Annotated in this window: 16 protein-coding genes; 7 read left to right on the top strand and 9 right to left on the bottom strand. The window is 45.7% G+C overall.

Annotated elements, in window-relative coordinates; genetic code table 11:
• Positions 1 to 48 precede the first annotated feature (48 nt).
• Positions 49 to 762, top strand: coding sequence for a hypothetical protein (locus ACN0VI_RS04240; protein WP_331892890.1), 714 nt, complete (start codon positions 49 to 51; stop codon positions 760 to 762).
• A 33-nt stretch (positions 763 to 795) separates the two neighbouring features.
• Here ACN0VI_RS04240 and bioC read toward each other — a convergent pair whose 3' ends face one another.
• The 4 genes from bioC to bioB are packed head-to-tail and all read right to left on the bottom strand — an operon-like array spanning position 796 to position 4,713.
• Positions 796 to 1,653, bottom strand: a complete 858-nt coding sequence (bioC, locus tag ACN0VI_RS04235) for a malonyl-ACP O-methyltransferase BioC (protein ID WP_417445880.1) — start codon at positions 1,651 to 1,653, stop codon at positions 796 to 798.
• A complete protein-coding gene (gene bioH, locus ACN0VI_RS04230; RefSeq protein WP_331892873.1) occupies positions 1,646 to 2,422 on the bottom strand; it encodes a pimeloyl-ACP methyl ester esterase BioH in 777 nt (258 codons plus the stop codon). The genes bioC and bioH overlap by 8 nt, the downstream gene beginning before the upstream one ends.
• Entirely contained in the window at positions 2,419 to 3,603 is a 1,185-nt protein-coding gene (bioF, locus tag ACN0VI_RS04225) for an 8-amino-7-oxononanoate synthase (protein WP_417445879.1), read from the bottom strand. Before bioF ends, bioH begins: the two co-directional genes overlap by 4 nt.
• 15 nt (positions 3,604 to 3,618) lie before the next feature.
• Positions 3,619 to 4,713, bottom strand: a complete 1,095-nt coding sequence (gene bioB / locus ACN0VI_RS04220; protein WP_331892876.1) for a biotin synthase BioB — start codon at positions 4,711 to 4,713, stop codon at positions 3,619 to 3,621.
• Between the two features lie 107 nt (positions 4,714 to 4,820).
• Between bioB and ACN0VI_RS04215 the strand changes: the two genes are divergently transcribed.
• From ACN0VI_RS04215 to ACN0VI_RS04200, 4 genes are all read left to right on the top strand, one after another.
• On the top strand, positions 4,821 to 5,528 hold the full coding sequence (locus ACN0VI_RS04215; RefSeq protein WP_417445878.1) for a ComF family protein: 708 nt from the start codon (positions 4,821 to 4,823) through the stop codon (positions 5,526 to 5,528).
• A 140-nt stretch (positions 5,529 to 5,668) separates the two neighbouring features.
• Positions 5,669 to 6,223 (top strand): cytochrome b/b6 domain-containing protein, encoded by a 555-nt coding sequence (locus ACN0VI_RS04210; protein ID WP_331892879.1) that lies wholly within the window; start codon positions 5,669 to 5,671, stop codon positions 6,221 to 6,223.
• Between the two features lie 66 nt (positions 6,224 to 6,289).
• Positions 6,290 to 6,721, top strand: a complete 432-nt coding sequence (locus ACN0VI_RS04205; RefSeq protein ID WP_417445877.1) for a BLUF domain-containing protein — start codon at positions 6,290 to 6,292, stop codon at positions 6,719 to 6,721.
• 132 nt (positions 6,722 to 6,853) lie between these two features.
• On the top strand, positions 6,854 to 8,182 hold the full coding sequence (locus ACN0VI_RS04200) for an MATE family efflux transporter (protein ID WP_417445876.1): 1,329 nt from the start codon (positions 6,854 to 6,856) through the stop codon (positions 8,180 to 8,182).
• Positions 8,183 to 8,210: 28 nt separating this feature from the next.
• Here ACN0VI_RS04200 and ACN0VI_RS04195 read toward each other — a convergent pair whose 3' ends face one another.
• The gene (locus ACN0VI_RS04195) at positions 8,211 to 8,684 is read right to left on the bottom strand and encodes a GNAT family N-acetyltransferase (protein ID WP_331892882.1); all 474 of its coding nucleotides are present in this window, start codon (positions 8,682 to 8,684) and stop codon (positions 8,211 to 8,213) included.
• A gap of 144 nt (positions 8,685 to 8,828) precedes the next feature.
• Between ACN0VI_RS04195 and ACN0VI_RS04190 the strand changes: the two genes are divergently transcribed.
• Complete coding sequence (locus ACN0VI_RS04190; RefSeq protein WP_417445875.1) at positions 8,829 to 9,353, top strand: hypothetical protein; 525 nt, start codon at positions 8,829 to 8,831, stop codon at positions 9,351 to 9,353.
• A gap of 147 nt (positions 9,354 to 9,500) precedes the next feature.
• On the opposite strand, the gene ACN0VI_RS04185 is transcribed toward ACN0VI_RS04190, so the two are convergent.
• Together ACN0VI_RS04185 and ACN0VI_RS04180 are read right to left on the bottom strand one after the other, a co-directional pair.
• Complete coding sequence (locus ACN0VI_RS04185) at positions 9,501 to 11,915, bottom strand: zinc-dependent metalloprotease (RefSeq protein ID WP_417445874.1); 2,415 nt, start codon at positions 11,913 to 11,915, stop codon at positions 9,501 to 9,503.
• A 34-nt stretch (positions 11,916 to 11,949) separates the two neighbouring features.
• Positions 11,950 to 14,484: a M14 metallopeptidase family protein gene (locus ACN0VI_RS04180; RefSeq protein ID WP_417445873.1), complete on the bottom strand. Its 2,535-nt coding sequence runs from the start codon at positions 14,482 to 14,484 to the stop codon at positions 11,950 to 11,952.
• Between the two features lie 116 nt (positions 14,485 to 14,600).
• Between ACN0VI_RS04180 and nfuA the strand changes: the two genes are divergently transcribed.
• On the top strand, positions 14,601 to 15,179 hold the full coding sequence (gene nfuA / locus ACN0VI_RS04175) for a Fe-S biogenesis protein NfuA (RefSeq protein ID WP_331892886.1): 579 nt from the start codon (positions 14,601 to 14,603) through the stop codon (positions 15,177 to 15,179).
• Positions 15,180 to 15,251: 72 nt separating this feature from the next.
• On the opposite strand, the gene ACN0VI_RS04170 is transcribed toward nfuA, so the two are convergent.
• Together ACN0VI_RS04170 and ACN0VI_RS04165 are read right to left on the bottom strand one after the other, a co-directional pair.
• Positions 15,252 to 16,640, bottom strand: a complete 1,389-nt coding sequence (locus ACN0VI_RS04170) for an aspartate kinase (protein ID WP_417445872.1) — start codon at positions 16,638 to 16,640, stop codon at positions 15,252 to 15,254.
• 47 nt (positions 16,641 to 16,687) lie between these two features.
• The gene (locus tag ACN0VI_RS04165; RefSeq protein ID WP_331892888.1) at positions 16,688 to 16,921 is read right to left on the bottom strand and encodes a zinc-finger domain-containing protein; all 234 of its coding nucleotides are present in this window, start codon (positions 16,919 to 16,921) and stop codon (positions 16,688 to 16,690) included.
• Between the last annotated feature and the right edge of the window lie 21 nt (positions 16,922 to 16,942).

The raw sequence follows: 16,942 nt of genomic DNA, 5'->3' as shown, positions 1-16,942 counted from the left end.
AAAGTGCTACATATTGGCGTAGCATATAATCATAGTCCACATTCATTGGTGACTTACTTGGCTGGCGATAACACTATCATACTGACATTGGCTATTGTAGCCTTGGCTGTTCTATTAGTAGCAGTAGTAACTGCTGCTTTAAAGCATGCTTTGGTTAGACAGCTTGAGTCTAAAAACCAAGAACTCAAGAGAGTTCTTGAAGAAAACACTCGCAATATCGCTGGCAAAGCTCAACGTATTAAAGAGCTTGAGTCCACCCGTGAAGATCTAAAAAATTCTCTACAAAGCTTATCTGAGCGCAATACTGCGCTAACTCAAGAGCATCGCGAGCTGAAGGGCAAATACAAACAAACGCAAAGCTCGTATGAGGAAGCCCAACAAAACTATCTCAACGCACTACAATCCATCTCTGATACTAAGCGCGAACTTGACGATGAAATGGATCAACTACGCGAAGAATGTGACAGTCGTGTGCGCACCATTCGTCAGGATGCTCTGGAAGAAAAAGAACGCTTCAAAGAAAGCCTTGGTTCAGAGTTCGAGCACCTTAAGAAAAGCCATAAGCGCCTGGTTCAGGCGAATGCTACCCTAAGTCGCAATATCGATAATCTACGCGATGAGCGTGATTTCTATCGCACCGAATTTGAAACGTTGCGTGACTTCCTGCATGAAGCACAAAAGAAAAACGGCAAGCAAACGCTCGAAGATAAACAAGAGGAGCTGAAAGAAAAAATCGTTAACTTCGAAAACAAAAAGAGTTAGCTGATTTTTTCAACAACAATCAACTGGTTAATCTTAACCTATCTCAACTGCGTAATCATGATAGCCCATCGCTGGGCTAACTTCTGTCCCGAATGCATGGCCATACACTAACTCGTAGGTCGCTGGCAGTTGCCCATCATCTAACTTAAATTGCTGATACTCCTGTTCCAGTTGGCGCAATTGGCGCGGACTGGTTAAACCATGGTTGCGGCTCGAGTCAATGTTGTGCGCACCAATATTTTTTAAATCGCGCATCAATTCAAGCGCCTTGTTATAACCAATCACAACTGGCTCACTATCCACTACCGGATCAGAAAGTCGTGCACTTAGCATGGCATCGCCCACATGGTGCATATCAATAAAATTATTCACGTGCTGGTAAGCATTCACCGCCGCCCAACTTTGCTTTAGTTCATACAAAGTATCAGGACCCAAGGTAGTAAACAGCAGTAACCCTTCAGGTTTTAAAGCACGGTTTAATTCCTGAAATAACTCCGGTAACTCATCAATCCATTGAAAAGTAAGATTCGAAAACACAAAGTCAAAACTTTCACTTTCAAAAGGCAGGCTCAGCGCATCGGCGCATACATACTCTTCCTGTTGCGACTGAGCAGCACAATACTCAATCATGCCCTGCGCCAGATCGACGCCCGTAACTTTTGCATCCGGATAACGCTTGCTGAGTTCGCGGGTAAAAAAGCCGGTACCACAACCGAGGTCTAAAATATGCTTTGGTTGCAATTTAAAATACTGTAGGCGTTCTAATAATCGCTCTCCAGCAACCTTCTGAAAAAAGGCAGCCTCGTCATAGGTTTTTGCAGCACGACCAAAGGAACGGGCAATATCGGCCTTAGCAATCTGGTTAATCTTTTGACGCATAGAATTACTCATGCAAAAACTCTTTTACATCATTAACGAATACAGGCTTATGGGACAGAAATGGTGCGTGGCTCGCTTTTGGATACACTTTATGTTGACTGTGTGGAATCAACTGCGCCACTTGCTCGGCTGTTTTTGCTGGTACCAAAGAATCGAGTCGACCATAGAGTCTTAACATCGGCACATTAATTCTGCTCAACTGCTGACGCAGATCCACCTCATTGAGTAATGCCAAACCTCCACGCAATGCCTTACCAGCAGGTACACCATGGATAAATACGGTATCTCTTAATCGGCGTATATCATCTTTCTGTGTTTCACTACCAATCGCCTGAATCGCCAGGAAGCGAATAATTGTGCCTTGGTAATCCTCTTCCAGATAACGGCAGAAACTATCCATAATGTTGGCCTTCATGGCGTGCTGCCAGTCATCCTGCTGCACGAAACGCGGATTGCTGGCCACCGTGATCAGCTTACTCACTCGCTCCGGTGACTCAATGGCAATATTGGTAGCAATCAGGCCGCCTAATGACCAACCCAGATAGTGTGCATTTGCTGGAGCAACTTTGAGTACCTGTTCAGTCAACAAATCAAGCGTGTAAGGATCGCCAGGAATCGGCGAACGACCAAAGCCCGGCAAATCAATCATGTGTAAGGTGAAATGCTCAGCCAAATCATCAGCCAACATTTCCCAGATGCCTGAGTGCAATCCCCAGCCATGTAACAAAACCAGATCGGGCCCCTGGCCCCTTGATTCAATATAAGGTTGTAACTTACTCACCCGTTGCCTCTTTCTGCATTGTGTTTAGCTTGCTTGATGTGAAGCGCTAGCTGTTCTAATAAATAATCAATATCGTCAGTGGTGTGCTCAGCGGTTAAGGTCACGCGCAGACGTGCGCTATTTTCCGGTACCGTTGGTGGCCTGATAGCCACTAGCAAAATACCCGCTTCTTTTAAGGTACGACTGATGGCCAGCGTTTTGTCATTGCGCCCTATCAGCACTGGCTGAATGGCCGTTTCAGAAGGCATCAATGGAATATGGTATTCACTGGCCAGTCTGCGGAAATAGACGATGTTTTTATGCAACTGCTCACGTCGCCATGCCTCTTGCTGAATCAGTTTCAGACCTGCTCGATTGGCTGCAGCCACTGCTGCAGGCATAGCTGTGGTGTAGATATAACTGCGACCAAACTGAATCAGGCTTTCGATCAGCAACTCACTTCCAGCCACAAAAGCACCAAAGCCACCCAGCGCCTTGCCAAAAGTGGCCATGTAAATATCGGCTGTCTGCTGTGCTAAATCAACGTGCTCTAGACTGCCTTTACCCTGCTCACCCAGCACGCCAAAACCATGCGCATCATCAACCATCAATGATGCTTTATGTTTTTTGCAACTCGTCACCAGTTTAGGGAGCGGTGCAATATCACCATCCATGCTGAAAACACCATCAGTCACTACTAGACGGCTTTCCGCAGGCTGTTTCATCTGGCGCTCAAAGGATTCCAGATCAGCGTGAGCATAGCGCAACATTTTGGCAGGGCTCGCCATGCCACCATCAATTAATGACGCATGATTCAACTTGTCTTGAATAATCAGATCATTTTTATCAGGCAGGCAGGTCAGAACAGCATAGTTCGCCATATAGCCGGTTGAAAACAATAACGCTCGCTCCACTCCTAAGAATTCAGCCAGCTCTTCTTCCAACGCATGATGCTGTTCACTATGGCCAATAATTAAATGCGACGCACCACTGCCAACGCCATATTGCTTGGCAGTTTTTTGCATCGCTTCTATTAATTTTGGATGATTGGCCAGACCAAGATAGTCGTTACTACTGAAATTCAGATACTCGCGACCTTCAGCCCGAATGCGTACGCTTTGCGCTCCCTCAAGGGTTAGGCGCTGACGCAACAAATCCTGAGCTTTGCGTTGCTCAAGTCTGGCTTGCAGTTTTTGCCACATGGCAACTATTTCCTGCTAATGCGTTTTGGTCGCGTCGTAAAATAATGGCTTAGCCGGTTGCTGCTCTTCAACTTTAGGTGTTTCTTCCGCCAGCTCTTCTTTATCCAAGTCGCGACGCTCAGGCTCAATACCTAGGCGCTTGAATAGCAACATATCTGCTTCCGCTTCTGGGTTGGCGGTGGTTAATAATTTTTCGCCATAAAAGATCGAGTTAGCACCCGCCAGATAGCATAAAGTCTGAGTTTCTTCGTTCATGTCTTCGCGACCGGCAGAAAGACGCACGTAAGACTGTGGCATCATAATACGTGCGGTAGCAATCATGCGTACAAACTCAAGGGAATCAAGCTTATCGACATCACCCAATGGCGTGCCTTCAACCGCAACCAACATATTGATAGGTACACTTTGCGGATGCTCTGGCATATTGGCTAACTGTTGTAATAAGCCATAACGATCATTGGTTTCTTCACCCATGCCAATAATACCGCCACTACACACATTGATTCCGGCATCACGAACATTCTGCAAAGTATCGAGACGGTTCTTGTAGGTACGAGTGGTAATAATCTGTTGATAGTATTCAGGCGAAGTATCAAGGTTATGGTTATAATAATCCAGACCGGCATCGGCCAATTTTAACGCCTGCTCATCGGTCAACATGCCTAAGGTAACGCAGGTTTCAAGGCCCATGTCTTTCACTTGGCGAACCATTTCCAGCACTACATCTAAATCTTTTTCGCGTGGCGAACGCCAGGCCGCGCCCATGCAAAAACGGGTCGCACCATTCTTCTTGGCCTGTTGCGCTTTGCTGATCACTTCTTCAACCGCCATTAACTGCTCTTTTGACAAGCCAGTGTTGTAGTGGCCTGACTGTGGGCAATAGGCACAATCTTCCGGGCAAGCACCGGTTTTGATGCTCAATAATGTGCTGGTTTGCACCTGATTCGGATTGAAATGTTGGCGATGAACATTCTGTGCAGCGAACAGTAAGTCATTGAAAGGCTGATTATATATCGCCTCAATTTCCGCCACAGTCCAGTCATGACGAACCTGACCGCTATTCAACTTTTCCAAACTGGTTAATGTGTGACCGCTTTTGTGATTGCTCATTGTTTTAAAAACCCTTATAGTCTATGGCTTCGCGCGCTGCAATATTCAGGAAGAATAGCGTGAAGTTTACGGTTTCATCACTCACTGTCAACCAAATAAAGGGAATTATGGTTTACAATCTATTTTCAATCGTTCGCGAGAGCACCCAGCAGTTCACTGGCAACTGCTCCCTATGTGGCTTAAACGCTGAACATTTAGGCTTTTGCGAGCCCTGTTTATCAGCGGTACAACGCCAGGGCCAATACTGCCAACAATGCGGTAATAGCCTGGGAAAACAACCTTTTGGCGCTACCTGTGGTCAATGCCTGAGAAAACCACCACGCTACCAGAAGCTAGTCGCTGCAACTCATTATGAGTTCCCGGTTAGTCACGCTATCAGCGAAATGAAATTCGAGAAACAACTGCATCATATTCGCAGTTTCAGCAATTTGCTTATTGAAGAAATCAATAACCACTATCAGAATAAAGAGCTCCCAGAAGCCATAGTGCCGATTCCATTGCACTCCAACCGTCTGCGTGAGCGTGGCTTTAACCAGTCACAGCTAATTGCTAAACACCTGACCCGCAAACTGCAAGTGCCTCTACTCGACCATGCACTACTCCGCGTAAAAGACACTCCACACCAGATTGGCCTCAAGGCAATTGAACGCCGCAAAAACCTCAAACGCGCTTTTGAGATCAAACAAACCATGCCGAAACATATTGCATTGGTCGATGACGTAGTCACCACCGGCTCCACCATTCAGGAAGCCTCAAAGCAATGCCTAAAACATGGTGTAGAGCGGATTGATGTCTGGTGTTTAGCCAAGACCTGACTTTGCAGCAGACAAATGCGCGTTAAGTACATTTGTCTGCAAATCCTCCTGATCTCGCTCAAGCCCCCGAACATCTGTCCATTGTAGTATTGACCTATAGTTCCTAGATTGAAGTTGAATCCATTTAATGGAACAATCCCATGAATACAGAAACCTACTCTCGCAGCTCTCAATTGATACACTGGGGATTAGCTTTATTTGGTATAGCTGCATGGCTAACAGGTGAAAATGCCGATGATGGCTTTAATACCAATGGCTTCCTGTTACACCTTTATTTAGGCCTTGCAGTTCTAGTATTTGTCTTGACTCGCTTTGGCGCTGGCATATTTACTCGTGGAAAACTCAGCTTTCAGGGTTGGACGATCTTTAACAAGCATCAATGGCGACTTGCTGTACAGGATGTTGGACAACTAGTCCGCTTCAAACTGCCACACAGAAAGATACATGAAGGTATCGCAGGGCTTGTCCAATTTGCAGGCTTGCTATTATTTTTATGGATGGCAGTTTCCGGTACTTTAATCTTTTTGCTGCAAAACAGCACGGGGTCCGCAGTTTTTGAGGCCTTTGAAGAGGGGCATGAAGTTGGCGAAGCACTGATCCCGTTATTCCTGATACTGCATGTTGGTGCCGTCTTAATACACAGCCTTGCCGGCGAGCATGTCTGGAAAAGTATGGTCAAAAAGGACGCTTCTTAAGTCTTCACAATCTCTTCATCTCCTAGCGGCTACAGTTTGCTTAGTCAAAACAACGAGGAGATAACCATGCTTGTGCAACTAACCTACGCCAGCCGAATTAGTAAGACGCTAGGCTCGGAGGATATCAAAAATATCCTTCAGCGTTCTCAAACCAACAATCAGGCCGACGGAGTTACTGGCGCATTATGTCTGTCGAACGGAATTTTCCTGCAAATTCTCGAAGGCAACCGCAATACCGTTAATCGTGTCTATCATAAAATCCTGCAGGACTCGCGCCATAAAGACCCTGCTATTCTCGATTACCAAGAAATCACAGCACGCCAATTCAGCGAATGGTCGATGGGACTGATTAGTCGAACTGACGATAATAAGCAGCTCTTTCTAAAATATTCGTCCGATGCCAACTTCGATCCCTACAGCATGAGTAGTGAAACACTAAGAGGCTTTTTTGATGAAGTCGTCGATAATGTTCGCTGGTTACGTAAAAGCCCAGACTAAAATTTATAGCCTGCAGGGATGCAGCTTAAATCCACACCACCACCTGCCTCTATTTAAAACAAGCCCTAGCCCTTTAAGCAATACCTGATACAATGCGCATCATTAGATTACGCTGCGCTCGGACACTCGATTTTGCTCAATAAAGACCGTTCACAACAAGTTCTGCAGATTTCATTGCCGATTGTCGGTGGCATGATCTCGCAGAATATTCTGAACCTGGTCGATGCCGCCATGGTGGGCACTCAGGGCAGCGCGGCGATTGCAGCGGTTGGTCTTGCGGGCTTCATCAACTTTATGGCGGTGGCCTTTTTTATTGGCTTTGCCGCGGGTGTTCAGGCTATGGTTTCGCGCCGCATGGGTGAAGGCCGACAAAGCGAAGCCGCCTACCCACTAAATGCCGCTTTATTAATCATTAGCTTGATGGCTCTGCCGACCAGTATTATTTTATTCTTTGTTGCACCTGATATCCTCAGCTTGCTCAATAGCGACCCCGAATTATTAGAAGAAGGCACTCCTTATCTTCAGGCACGCTTTGCCGGGATTCTGGCCATTGGTCTGAATTTCAGTTACCGCAGTTACTGGAGCGCTATTAAACAAACAGGCTATTATCTGCGCACCTTATTGGTTATGCACTCGCTCAATATCGTGCTTAATTATGCGTTGATCTTTGGTAACTTTGGTATGCCTGAGCTTGGCACATTGGGAGCAGGTATCGGCACCAGTATTTCCTTGGCGCTTGGCTCCGTTTACTATCACCTGTTAGCGACTAAACACACTAAGCAATTTGGTTATATGGAACGCTTAGCGGCCTGGGCCACTATTAAATCAATTTTTAAAATTTCATTTCCATCATCCATTCACCAGTTATTCTTTGCCGGCGGCTTCACTGCGCTGTTCTGGATTATTGGCATGGTCGGCACGCACCAGCTTGCTGCCGCTAACGCTATTACCAACGTCATGCTGGTGGCTATTTTACCGTGCATTGCATTGGGTATAGGTGCGGCGACTCTGGTCGGTCAGGCGTTAGGAAGAGAAGATCCGAAGGATGCGTATTTGTGGGGATGGGATGTGGCCAAGATGGCTTTAATCTTCGCCATCAGTCTGGCAACGCTGTTCTTTATATTTACCGATCCGATTATGGGAATATTCTTGACGGAACAGACAGCACTTGAAATTGCGCACTGGCCCTTCAAGCTCTCAGCCGGCATCATTATCATTGATGCGATGGGTTTAGTGTTCATGAACGCCCTGAATGGAGCAGGCTACACCAAGCCACCGATGTACGTTTCACTGTTATCTCAGTGGTTGCTTTTCTTGCCGGTAGCCTGGTTGCTCGGCCCCTATTTTGGCTTCGGCTTATTGACCATCTGGTTTGCCTATGCCGCCTATCGAATTCTACAAACCGGAGCTTTTATCTGGCTTTGGCAACGTAGAAGCTGGGCCAATACTATTGTCGATTAAACACTAATTTGATTAACAATCACAAATGCTATTTCAGCATTTTCGAAGCAATATCCTGCTCATCAATGCGTAAGAAGTAATAATCGTATTTGAAGTCTTTCTCAAAGCCAAATTCACGATATATTTTGTGTAACCGATGATTCTCTTTACGGGTGGTCACTTCTATTCGGATAGCATTCGTTTCTTCGCACAAATCTTTTGCCGCGTTTAACAAAGCCTCAGCAGTTTGCTTGCGGCCAGTTCCACCAAACACATAGAAATCATTCAAGGTCCAAATCGGGGCAAGTCCAATACTGGAATAAGACGGGTACAGTTGAGCAAAACCTGTCAGCTCATCACCCTCATAAGAAAGTAAAATCACCGAAGTTTCTTGGTCCAGCATTTGTCTCAAGAACTGCTCTATCTTTTGTGGTTCAGAGGGTTGTTTATAGCGTTGACGATAACTATCGAAAGCAGGTACGAGCTGGTCTAAGTCTTTGATTTCACATGTCTTGATGTTCAAAGCAGTATCCTTATGCGATTTTTCTCAGGTATTCAGTAACAATTCAGTTTACAGGCGGTAAAGTTGTGACTAATGAACGTTATTGAGCCTCAAACGCCCAATATAACTTCAGTTGGTATTATAGAGAATCCTAAGGAGTTATCCATGAATAAAATGATAACCACAGCACTGATCATGACATTAAGCCTTGGTTTGTCTCAAGTTGGTTTTGCCAAAGAGCACAAAGGTCCGCAATCCAATCAAGCACGTAGCAACGCGGTTGAAAAACGTCATGACTCAAATTCAAATCGCTTCGAGCAACGTCACGATAGCAGAGCCGATCATCGTCGTGATGACCGTTGGCGTGATAACCACAGAGACAATCGTAGAGACAACCATCGACACAGCGACTCTCGTGGACATGATCGCCACTATGGCTCACACGACCGCTACCGCGATCATTATCGCCCAAGATCAAAACATACAAACTATCGTGTGTACCATGATCGACATTACCCACGATACAGAACCTACCCAACCACAGTTTTCTACTTAGGTCAGGACTGGTACTACTATGGCGGCTACTACCACCCTTATCCACGTGGTCACATGCATACACATTATTGCAGCCACCGTTATTGGGAGCCACTGGCAGTAGGCATCATCCTCGGTAGCGTTATAGGTTGGTAACACTTTCCCCCTGACCCTGGGCATACTAAACACAATTACCCCTTAGTGTTTACTCTTCCTCTCCTGAGCCCAGGGTCAGTTTTTATCCACAAAAAAGCGAGTTCTATGCTCGCTTTTTTGTTTCCTAACGACTAACCCTGCTCTCAATTAAGAACCAATCGGTGAACCCGGTGGAATCGGTAAGCTTTGCGCTTCTTCATTGGGTACAAAGTCACCATTTAGATATTGAACCACTAAATCTTTTAGCCATGCATAACGAACTGAGTTGCGCTTTGATTGAGTTGTCAGCCAACCATCCAGCTTGCCAATTTCATGATGCAGGTGCGCGCGAACTTCCGGTGATGCGTTTTTGCCTGAGGCCACTGTGAGTAATTGCATAACGGTCAGATAGTCCACTCGCTGTTGAATTAAGCCGTTTAATCCTGCCTGCTCCGGACTACGCAAGGTCGTGGTTAACAATTGAGACACCACTTCTTCAAGACCCGGCAACTCTGGCATCTGTGCTTTTTGTTGCAACAAACGCGCTAACCGCTCTGGGTTTAACAATAACTGTAAGGTATGTTTAGCTGACGCTTCGGCCATAGACACTGGATCAAGGGTTAAACCCGTATAACCATTAAAGCTTTCACGATTTCTGTAATAACCGTATGCTTTAGGAGGAATTCCTTGCAGTACCGAATCTGGAATCATCAACTGTTCAACAGCCAAGGTTGAAAGCAAAACACCAATCGCCTGCTTTTGAAGACCTTCCTCAACAGGGCGAATGGGACGGTAAGTATCGCCTTTAACACTGTATTCATAATTCACGCCACCAACCAGCTTGACTGCGGCTTCCACTTGATAGCGGTGGAATAAATAAAGCGGTACTAAAGTTTCAGCAAGCTCGGAATAAGGAATACCATCCGCTAAATTATTGTGACCAAACTTAGCTAGCGCAACTTTACGCACTTCTAATACTCTCGCCAATTCTGCAGCAGAGTTTTGCCCATTATCCCAAAGATGCGCTGATGGATGAGCGCCACTGGCTGGTCGCGCATCAGGATCCGAAATAAACATCAGTCCTTTCGCGCTATAGTCTCGAACAATTTTACGCAGCGCTTCAACTTCCTGTTCTGGTTCTAATTCCGGAGCGAATTCAGTGTAACCATAACGCACAGCCTCAATATCCCACTTGCCAATACCTTCGGCATAAGCATTTTTTAAGCTGACTTTCTTACCGTCAACAGCCTCACCCTCAAGCGTTACCAAAGGATGTGGATAATCCATCACTGAAGCACGATTGCTCGGACTTGCGGCAAAGTTATGTGCAATCCCTAAAGTATGGCCCACTTCATGAGCAGAGAGCTGACGAATACGCGCCAACGCCATATCCATGGCCGCCTGTTTGTCACCCTCTTTGCCATAGACACCGGTCAACGCATTGGCAATCAATAAGTCCTGTCTGACACGTAGTGAACCTAGAGTCACATGGCCCTTTATAATTTCACCAGTACGTGGATCAGACATCGCCATGCCATAAGACCAGCCTCGAGTCGCACGATGCACCCATTGAATCACGTTGTAGCGCACATCCATTGGATCAGCATCTTCTGGCAAATCTCGAACCTCATAAGCACCTTCCAAACCAATCGCAGCAAAAGCCTGTTCCCACCAGCGAGCACCTTCTAACAACGCTGTACGAACCGGCTCAGGTGCGCCAGGATCAAGGTAATAAACAATCGGTTTAATTTTGCCGTCTTTATCACGCTCTAAGCGATGGCGATAAATCAGTTTCTTTTCGATCGGCTCATCAATTGGTGAAGCATAATCGGCATAAGTTAATTCAAAGAAACCACTTTTCGGATGGAACACACGAGGTTGATACTTATCGTCCGGTAATGCCACAAAAGACACGTGCTGATGAACCGTAATAGCATCAGGCGTCGGCACAACCTGCTTTACATGATTGCCCGCATCAGAACCTTTAAAAGTTAAGACACTTTCAAACAGAGTATTCTTGGGAAAGTTTTTAACTTTACCGGCTACTAGAGCGGAGCGACTGGCATCAATACCAAAGTTACCTTGCTGAGTAGCTTTCAATCGATCGCTGACACCATGCAAATCCTGTTGCAAGAAAGCCGTTAAATCAATCAGATAACGGTTACCTGAACGGGCATCAATGTCAAAGCCATGCAACACCGAGCTGGCGAAGGCTTCATTAACTGAGTTTTTTTCGGCCTGATTCTCGGTATCAGCTCGATAACGAGTGTTTAAGTGCTTGAGCAAAATCTTATTACCATAGCTCTCAAACTGTACCAGGCGCGTTTGACCTAACTGCCCTCGGTCCAACCCAATATCATTAGAGCCAATACCGTAGGGCAATCCCGTATACATTATAAAAGGCTGCTCAAACTTACTGACTTCGAGCCAAACTTTACCCTCATTCGAACTCAGGTAATACGGCATAAAGCCATTAACGCGACGGCTTTTGTTTTCAATTTCAGACCAGCTTGCCGCATTAGCAGTGATCATAACCGCCAATAAGCAAACTCCCCCAATCAGACCTTGAACAGCTTTTAACATAGGCTTATTCCCTACCGTAATTTAAATTAAATTCTTATAGCGCCTTATTAAAATACAAACTATTGATGTACGGGCGCATTGAGCCTAGCCAGTATCCTCGGAAATTAGGATTATCGCTAAACATTATGATACTGCCACGCCCGAACCTCTGAGCCAAGATTGCTGGCGTATTTTTGATACGATCAACATTGGTTTGTGACGAATACCCCGCAATCAGCGGACTTCCGGTATAAGTTGCAACGGTCACAAAGTCTTTACTGGCTGGTTTGAACGCCATAGTGCCGGCTTTGGTGAAGGCCAACTGCTCCAGCTCCAAACCAAAAGCAAGCGGATGGCTCAGATCCAGATCAGCTTCATAGATAGCGCCGCCGATAATATGTTCGGCACGGGCATCATCTCGCTCGGAGAATGGACGACTCTGATTTTCCGAAGGCTCAGACTCTAGCAACTCAAAGTCCACCAGGCCCTGCTCCACCAGCCACTGATTAGCGCTACGTGAAGCCACAATAGTACCGCCCTTGCGCAACCAGGCTTTGATATAGTCCAACTCATCATCTTCCAGAGCCGGATAACGACCGCTGACCATCAGAACATGGGTGTAATCTGATAAATCCATCTTGCCGAGATCTTTGCCGTATCGCATGGAAACCGGCAACTCAAGGCGCGTGTCCAGCAAATGCCAGACCTCTCCTGCCTCATAAGAAGAAACCCCATCACCAATCAACAATAATGGCTTCGGCATTTCCAGGTCACTTACATTGGGACTACCTAAGTCAGCGCCCTGTCCACTATAACCTGAGTCAACGCCATAAGTCGTTAGTCCTAAATCTGAGACATGAGAATTCACTTGCTCGATCAATGCATCGCGCTCACTTTCAGCGGCAGGCAATGGCACCGTAACGGTTCCAGCCATAAACTCGTGAGCCTCGCCATTGACTGGTAGGCGCGAGCCTTTCTCTAATAACTTAACATCGATCTCATCACCCAATAGTCGCGTCAAGGCAGTTGCCGCCTGAAAATCTTGCCACTCAATCAACAAAGCCACAGGGTTGCCGCTACCGATGTATTCACTGGAAGCACTGAGCTCAAACTGTTCAAGCGGCAGACGCTGCAACTCATCTTTATTTAAATGATGATAATCAAAGTTAAAGGCTAACGGGAAGGTCCAGGCAGATACATCATAAAAAGTATTATCGGTAAACTCGGTGCGCGTTTCGAACATGGCTTTAATCAAGCCATATTGTTGCTGTTTGAAATTCACAACATAGGACGTTTTAGCTGGCCATTCTTTGCCGGCAATTTTTCTAGGGCCTTCAAGTTGCTGCACTTCAATTTGATGGCTGTTTAGAATGCGCAAAAACTCTGTGATTCGACCTTGATCATTTGAACTGAAAATCACACCCTTTTCTGAGTCGCGACTGGCTTTAACTGGCCATTGATTGAAAAAATCTTTTTGATACTCAAGCAGCTCATCGCCTAACTCAAGCCCGGCCTGCAGGGTGGAAAACGAGATCGCAACCTGATTACGAATGGAAAACGGAAAGCTGACATCGCCATTGACTGATTCCTGCAAGTGCCCGCGCGAGCTCGCCTGTTCAAACAAAATACCAATACCGCCATTAATATCCGGGAACGTTGAGCCTTTGCCATAATAGAAATCATCAAAGCTTTCCTGACTGTAATAGCGTGAACCTATCGCATCCAACGCCTTGGCATGGAAGCGACCGATTTTTTCAGTCAGCTCAAAATTCTCGTCCGAAGTCAGCGGATTCTGCCGAGTAGGGACACCGGGCTGGAAGAAATAAGTAGCGTTGGTTCCCATCTCATGAAAATCACCGACAATATGCGGGCGCCATTCATAGAAATGTTTCACACGCGCCTGACTTTCAGGATGCTGTAGCAGTAACCAGTCACGATTCAAATCAAACCAGTAATGGTTGGTACGCCCCATCGGCCAAGCCTCGTTATGCTCAATTGACTCAGAGTCTGCAACCAACTGCTTGCCTTTGTAACGATTAGCCCAGCCCGCAAAACGATCCATACCGTCCGGGTTAAGCATAGGATCAATCATGACAATGGTGTTTTCTAATAACTGCTTAATCCACGCTTCTTCAGAAGCTGCCAAGCGATAAGCCACCAACAAGGCCGCGTTAGTGCCACTAGGCTCATTGCCGTGCACCGAATAACCGAGCCAGATAATGGCAGGCCCTTGATATTCAGTTAAGTTTTTACGCTGCTCTTTAATCTCATCAAGACGCGCCAGATTCTCCGGCGAAGAAATGTAAGCGGTGATTAATGGCCTATTTTCATGGCTGCGCCCTATTTCACTGAGGCTCACACGCTCAGAGCTTTCCGCTAATGCCTTAAAGAAATATGCAGACTGATCAGGACGAACATGCCATTCACCAACTGGATTACCAAAAACCTGATTAGGCGTTACAACATCCTGCCTAAAATCAATAGCTTGGTTAAAATAGTAGTCAAAAGAAGTATTACTTTCTTGTGATAAAGTAGTCTGCGAAAGGCTAGCAGAAGCGACAATAAATGTGGCAAGCAATAATTGTTTCATGAGACTGAGTTTTTCGTGGTTTTCTCCATTCTATAGGTTGTAAATTTAGCTGCAAGCCCAATCATAGGTTATAATAGAACCCATCAAAGCAACATGCTAAGGCATTGAACGTTATTATGATTACTATTTCAGAAGCTGCTCAAGAGCATTTTCGCCGTTTATTAGCCGGTCAGGAAGAGCCTGATACCGGCATTCGTGTATTTGTGGTTAACCCTGGCACTAGTCATGCCGAGTGTGGCGTTTCATACTGCCCACCAGACGCCATTGAAGATACCGACACTGAATTGAAATTCGAGGGTTTTTCAGCCTTTATCGACGAAGATAGTGCTCCTTATTTAGAAGAAGCCGAAATTGACTACTCGAAAGAACAAACTGGTGGTCAGTTAACGCTAAAAGCACCCAACGCAAAAGCGCGTAAAGTTGATGACGACGCACCGGCTACGGATCGCATTCGTTATTACCTGGAATCCGAAATCAACCCAGAGCTCGCCAACCACGGCGGCCAGGTATCACTGGTTGAATTCACCCAAAGCGGCATCGCAGTACTACAATTCGGTGGTGGTTGCCAAGGTTGCGGCATGGTCGACGTCACCTTGAAAGAAGGCATCGAAAAAACCTTAATTGAACGTGTTCCAGAAGTGAAAGGCGTTAAAGACGTCACCGAACACGATGAAGGTGAAAATCCTTATTACTAAACTGGTAATCAATCACCATAAAAGAAAAGGCGCTTTAAGCGCCTTTTTTATTATTAGAATAAAGACCGGAATTTAGTTTAATTTAATCAAATTATCATGCAGCAATTGCAATACTTTTAAAGCATCATCATCGTTCACTAAAAACGATAAATGATGATCGCCTGTGGCGTGACTTAACAGTAACCATTGCTCTGGCAATTGCGCATCGATTTGTAATAAGTGCCACAGGGCCTGGCTGGCTTCGCAACCGATAAGAGTCAACATGGCGCTGTGGGAAGTGAAAACACTGCGACAGACTTCGGCCAGTTTTTCAGACAGCTTTTGCAGGATTGAATCGGAGTAAATACTGTTGTTGGTTTCGATTGCCATGACCAATGAGTTTTTGGTAGAGGCCATCAATTCACTGCTCAAACCAAACTCATTAATCACACTAAAAACTTTCTGCAATGTATCAGGTTGTTGGCCACGACGTCCGAGCAACAAAGTAACAATCGGAATTTGTTGTTTTAGTGCAATGGCTTTAACCCATTTTGAGGGTTGATAGTCGTTGGTAATAACTGTGCCCGTTTCATCAGGCTGATGAGTATTACGGATTTCGATGGGGATGTTATAAGCCATAACTGCGCTTAAGCATCTTGGATGCAATACTTTAGCGCCTGCTTCCGCCATATCAAATGCTTCATTATAACTGATAGCTGCCAGTTTTTGGGCACTACTAATTTTGTTGGGGTCAGTGCTGAACATGCCTGCTACATCGGTCCAGATTTCAAGCTTATCAGCCTGCAACAATGATGCGAAATAAGCAGCTGAAGTATCGGACCCTTCGCGACCAAGTAATACAGTTTGTCCTTCATCATTGGCGGCAATAAAACCCTGGCTTAAAACTACGTCAGCTTGATTAGCCCACTGCTCCGCTAACTCTTGATTTGGTCGTGGATGACACACCGCATTCATATAACAATCGTTTTCATTCTGATGGTGACTCGATTCTGAGGAGAGTATTTCGCGCGCATCCAACCAGTCTACACTATGTTGCTGCCCTAACACTTTACGTAAAAACTCTGCACCTAACACTGAAGACAACAACTCACCATGCGACACAACTTGCGCTCTATCCATCGCAGTTAATGCTTCATTATGACGAATGCCAGCCAGCGCAATTTGCAATGACTCAAACCAGGGATCAAGCAAAGTAGCATCCACCTCTAACTCATGCGCCATGGCTTTGTGTTTGTTCAAAAGTTGATGCAACGCATCTTCGCAATCATCGGTTACGGCTAACTGAGCGATTGCCTCGAGTTCATTGGTGACGTTTTTAAAAGCCGAATGAATAACGGCTACTTTTTTTCCACTCTGAAGATTACTTTTTACAATCGCGGCTATGTTATCCCAATCCGCTTGACTGGACACACTGGAGCCACCAAATTTTAATACCACCCATGGATGTGTTTGATCTGTCATATTTAAACCAATGATTCGTATTAAATGAATGAAGTGAAGGGATGATTCTATGACTTCGCTAACTGGAAACGGTTGCCACAATAGGGACAGCTGGCGCGACCGTCTTCATCAAATGCCATAAAGACTCGCGGATGCTGATTCCATAGAGTTTGATCGGGCATAGGACAAGCTACTGGCATATCACTATCACTGACTGTAATCACCGCCACTTGTTCAGGCTTAGCACTATCGTTATTGTCCGTTTGCTTTTCTGTTACTTGCTTGGCCATCTGCTTGCTCATAACTGGCTCCTTAAATGCCAC

Origin of the sequence: Kangiella sp., assembly GCF_048265365.1 — a bacterium.
GTDB lineage: Bacteria > Pseudomonadota > Gammaproteobacteria > Enterobacterales > Kangiellaceae > Kangiella.
This window is presented reverse-complemented; position numbering and strand designations above follow the sequence as displayed.